Raw genomic sequence first — 3,965 nt, 5'->3', positions numbered from 1 at the left:
CAGTCCGGGCCGCCGATGTCCCATCCCGGCACCGCGCCGATGATCGGCTTCGCCGCGCTCATGCACCAGACCCCTCCCGGCCGTGCGATCGGCGGGTCGGGCGCTCTCGCCGACGCTCTCGTCTCCGCCGTCCGGGCCGGCGGCGGATCGGTCACGGCGGGTGCCGGAGCGACGGCGATCCGCCGCTCGGGGGCCGGTTGGCGGGTGGATACCGCGGGGGGCCCGTCGTTGCACTGCTCGGCCGTCGTCGCGGCCTGTCACGTCCACACCACGCTGGACCTCCTGGCCCACGAACTCCCCGCGGCGGGCCTCGAGGCCTGGCGCCGCAGGATCCGTCCGGGGTTCGGGCTGGGGATGGTCGTCCGGCTGGGTACGACGGATCTGCCCCGGTACCCGGGTGTGCCCACGACCACCAGTGCGCACGGTCTGCAGTTGCTGGTGACGGACCGCCGTCGACTCGACCACCGGTACGGGGTCGCCGCGGCCGGCGGGCTCGACGCCGATCCCGCCGTCCTCGCCATGAGCTTCAGTTCGCTCGACCCCTCGCTGGCGCCGGCGGGTCGGCACGAACTGACACTGTGGTCGCAGTGGCACCCGCGGCACCTGGCGGACGGGCGCTCCTGGTCACAGGCGGGTCCGGGTGAGGCGGACCGGATCATCGCGGCCGCGGAGCGGTTCGCCCCCGGGCTCACCGACTCGATCGTCCACCGTCACGTCCAGACACCGGAGGACCTGGAGACCGAACTCGGCCTGATCGGCGGCAACGTGATGCACGTGGAGATGTCGCTCGATCAGATGCTCCCCATGCGGCCCCACCCGGATCTGGCCGGGCACACCGTCCCCGGCGCCGACGGCGTGTTCCTCGCGGGCGCCTCCACCCATCCCGGCGGGGGTGTCATCGGCACCAGCGGGAGGACGGTGGCGCGGCTCGTCGGTCGCCGACTCGGCACGTCGACGCGGCGTCGGCGCCGCACGCGGGCACAATGACGACCGTGATCGAACCGAGCACCACCGCGACCAGCCCCGTGACGGCCGCACACTCCCCCGCGCGTCGCCGGATCACGGGCGTCACCGCCCTGGTGACGATGCTGTTCGTCCTCACCGGGTGTCTCCAGCTGAACGCCCAGATGAGTGTGCGGAAGGACGACACCGTCTCGGGTCGCATCCTGGTCGCCGGCGACCAGCCGGCACAGGCGGCCGCCCTGGACCGGCTGTCCACTCCGTCCGGCCTCGAGCAGAAGGTGCGGATCACCGCCTACTCCGCGGACGGCTTCACCGGCAGGGAGATCTACTTCACCCAGTTGACCTTCGCAGAGGTCGACGCGCTCTCGCTGGCCATCGAGGTCGAGGGCGCGAGGCCGTACACCCTGGGTTTCCGCCGGAGCGGCGACACGGTGTCCTTCACCGGCTCGGTGGACCTCTCCGGAATACCGGCGGACCGGGCGGATTCCGCGTCCACCCGGGTGGACCTCACGTTCCCCAACCGCATCGGGGAGACGAACGGCACGCTGGGTGGGGGTAACTCCGTGAGCTGGACACCGGCGCCGGGGTCCATCACCCGGATGCAGGCGTCCTCGTCCTACCCGGATCCGGCGACCCGCGGTTTCGCGGTGTGGATGATCGTCGGGATAGGCGCCTCTCTACTGGTGTCGATCGGGACGATCCTGGCCGCCCGGACCTCGCGGGCCCGGTCGGACCGACTCGTACGCTGACCTCACGGGGAGCCGGTAGGGCGCACGGACCGCGGGAGCACCGCGTCAGGACCTGGTCGCCCCGACCCCCGGGGACGGGACCATCGACAGGTTGGCCAACACCTCATGCGTGGCACGGGAGAAGTTGAGGGTGTTGAAGTGCAGGCAGGGCACGCCCTCGCCGATCAGACGCTCACAGAGTTCGGTGGCGAACTCGATCCCCACCTCGCGGACCGCGGCACGGTCCTCCTCTGGCCCGTCACCCGCCGCCGCGCGCAACCGGTCGGACAGGCCGTCCGGGAGGGCGCACCCCGACAGCTCCACCATCCGGCGGACCTGACGGAGGCTCGTCACGGGCATGAGCCCGGGGATGATCGGCTTGGCCGCCTGCTCCGGGTCCGCGACCGCGAGACGGTCCCGGAGACGCAGGTAGTGTTCCACGTCCCAGAACATCTGCGTGATCGAGTACTCGGCGCCGGCGCGCAGTTTGTTGAGCAGGATCTCGGTGTCGTGGTCCAGGTCCCGCGCCCGGTAGTGCCCCTCCGGGAAGGACGCGACACCCACGTGGAAGTCCCCGACCTCGTGGATCAGTCGCACGAGCTCCTCCGCGTAGTGCAGACCCTCGGGGTGCGGGGTCCAGTCACCCAACGGGTCCCCGGGGGGGTCCCCCCGGAGGGCGAGGATGTTGGTGACACCGACGTCGGCGTACATCTGGATCATCTCGCGCAGTTCGGCGATCGTGTGCCCCACGGCCGTCAGGTGGGCGATGGGCACCAGGTCGGTCTCGCTGACGACCCTCTCGACGACCCTGACCGTCCGGTCACGGGTGGACCCGCCGGCCCCGTAGGTGACGGACACGAACGCCGCACCCAGTTCGGAGAAGACGGAGGCGGCCCGCCAGAGACGTGCCTCCGCGGCCTCGTCCCGGGGTGGGTAGAACTCGACGGAGAAGGGCACCCTGGGGGTGCTCGACGAGGCGATCCGGTCCACGATGCTCGGGTGTCGGTCGCCGCCCGCTGGGTCGATGTCGGGTAGCTGGGTCACCGGACCAGGGTAGCCCGACACGCGTCGGTGCCGACCTCCGCCCGGCGACTAGGATCACGGTATCGAGGGCTGCCGGGCGGCGGCGCCCGGAAGGGATGGTGACCGTGGTCACGGCGACTCGTCCAGACGACGGAGAGCGGATCCTCGGCGCCCTCCGCCGCCATCTCGACGGACGGCGCCGGGTCGTGTCAGGGGTCGACGATCGGGTCGACACCCTGGCGGGCCTGCTCGCGGACTTCGTCCTCAGTGGTGGCAAACGGATGCGGCCCCGGTTCGGCCTGGCGGGATGGTCGGCGGTGAACCCGGCGGACGCCGTCGTCCCGGACGAGATCGTCACCGCCTGCGCGGCACTCGAGCTGATCCAGGCGTGCGCCCTCATCCACGACGACATCGTGGACGCCTCCGACACCCGTCGCGGCCGACCCACCGTCCATCGCTCGATCGAGGCGGCCCACCGGGGACTGGGATGGTCCGGGGACCCCGCCCGGTACGGGGTCTCGCAGGCGATCCTCGTCGGAGACCTGGCCCTGACCTGGGCGGACGAGATGTTCGTGACCTCGGGCGCGGATCCGGCCGCACTCGGCCGGGCGCTCGCGCCCTGGTACGCGATGAAGACCGAGGTGCTCTCGGGTCAGATGCTCGACATCCTCGCGGAATCCTCCGGTGCGACGGACGAGCTGACGCCGGCCCGGATCAACCGGTTCAAGACCGCGGCGTACACCGTCGAGCGGCCGCTCCACATCGGTGCCGAGCTCGCCGGGGCCGGCGCCGACACCGTCGCGGCGCTCCGCGAGTTCGGTGTGGCCGTGGGGCAGGCCTTCCAACTCCGCGATGACATGCTCGGTGTGTTCGGTGACCCCGAGGTCACGGGCAAGCCGTCCGGGGACGACCTCCGTGAGGGCAAGCGCACCCTCCTGTTGGCCAGGGCGACCGCCCTGGCACCGACCGGGGACTCGGATTTCCTGCTCTCGGTCCTGGGCACCGACCTCGAGTCCGACGACCTCGAGCGGGCTCGCCGGATCCTCGTGGACTCGGGGGCGGTCGCCTCCGTCGAGGCGGAGATCGACACCCTGACCGTGCGGGCCCTGGACGCGATCGGTTCGGACGCGGTGAGCGAGCACGGCCGGGTCACCCTGCGCGACCTGGCCGAGGCCGCCACCCGTCGTCGGGCGTGACGATGGCACCGGGCCCGGCCCCGGGGGCCGTCACGCCCACCTCGTCGGATCCGTC

The 3,965-nt window shown here is 71.9% G+C and carries 4 protein-coding genes; 3 read left to right on the top strand and 1 reads right to left on the bottom strand.

The genetic code is table 11. The features are described from left to right. Window positions 1-987: NAD(P)/FAD-dependent oxidoreductase (locus G6018_RS11320; protein ID WP_182639640.1), on the top strand; the 987-nt coding region annotated here is incomplete at its 5' end. Beyond that, window positions 984-1,712 (top strand): DUF3153 domain-containing protein, encoded by a 729-nt coding sequence (locus G6018_RS11315; RefSeq protein WP_182609691.1) that lies wholly within the window; start codon window positions 984-986, stop codon window positions 1,710-1,712. The genes G6018_RS11320 and G6018_RS11315, both read left to right, overlap by 4 nt. Window positions 1,713-1,757: 45 nt before the next feature. Here the strand turns inward: G6018_RS11315 and metF are convergent, their stop codons facing one another. Then, the gene (metF, locus tag G6018_RS11310; RefSeq protein ID WP_182609692.1) at window positions 1,758-2,735 is read right to left on the bottom strand and encodes a methylenetetrahydrofolate reductase [NAD(P)H]; all 978 of its coding nucleotides are present in this window, start codon (window positions 2,733-2,735) and stop codon (window positions 1,758-1,760) included. Window positions 2,736-2,830: 95 nt separating this feature from the next. On the opposite strand from metF, the gene G6018_RS11305 reads away from it, so the two are divergent. After that, window positions 2,831-3,910, top strand: coding sequence for a polyprenyl synthetase family protein (locus tag G6018_RS11305; RefSeq protein ID WP_182639639.1), 1,080 nt, complete (start codon window positions 2,831-2,833; stop codon window positions 3,908-3,910). Window positions 3,911-3,965 lie beyond the last annotated feature (55 nt).

The organism is Dietzia sp. DQ11-44 (assembly GCF_014145205.1).
In the GTDB taxonomy this organism is placed as follows: domain Bacteria; phylum Actinomycetota; class Actinomycetes; order Mycobacteriales; family Mycobacteriaceae; genus Dietzia; species Dietzia natronolimnaea.
This window is presented reverse-complemented; position numbering and strand designations above follow the sequence as displayed.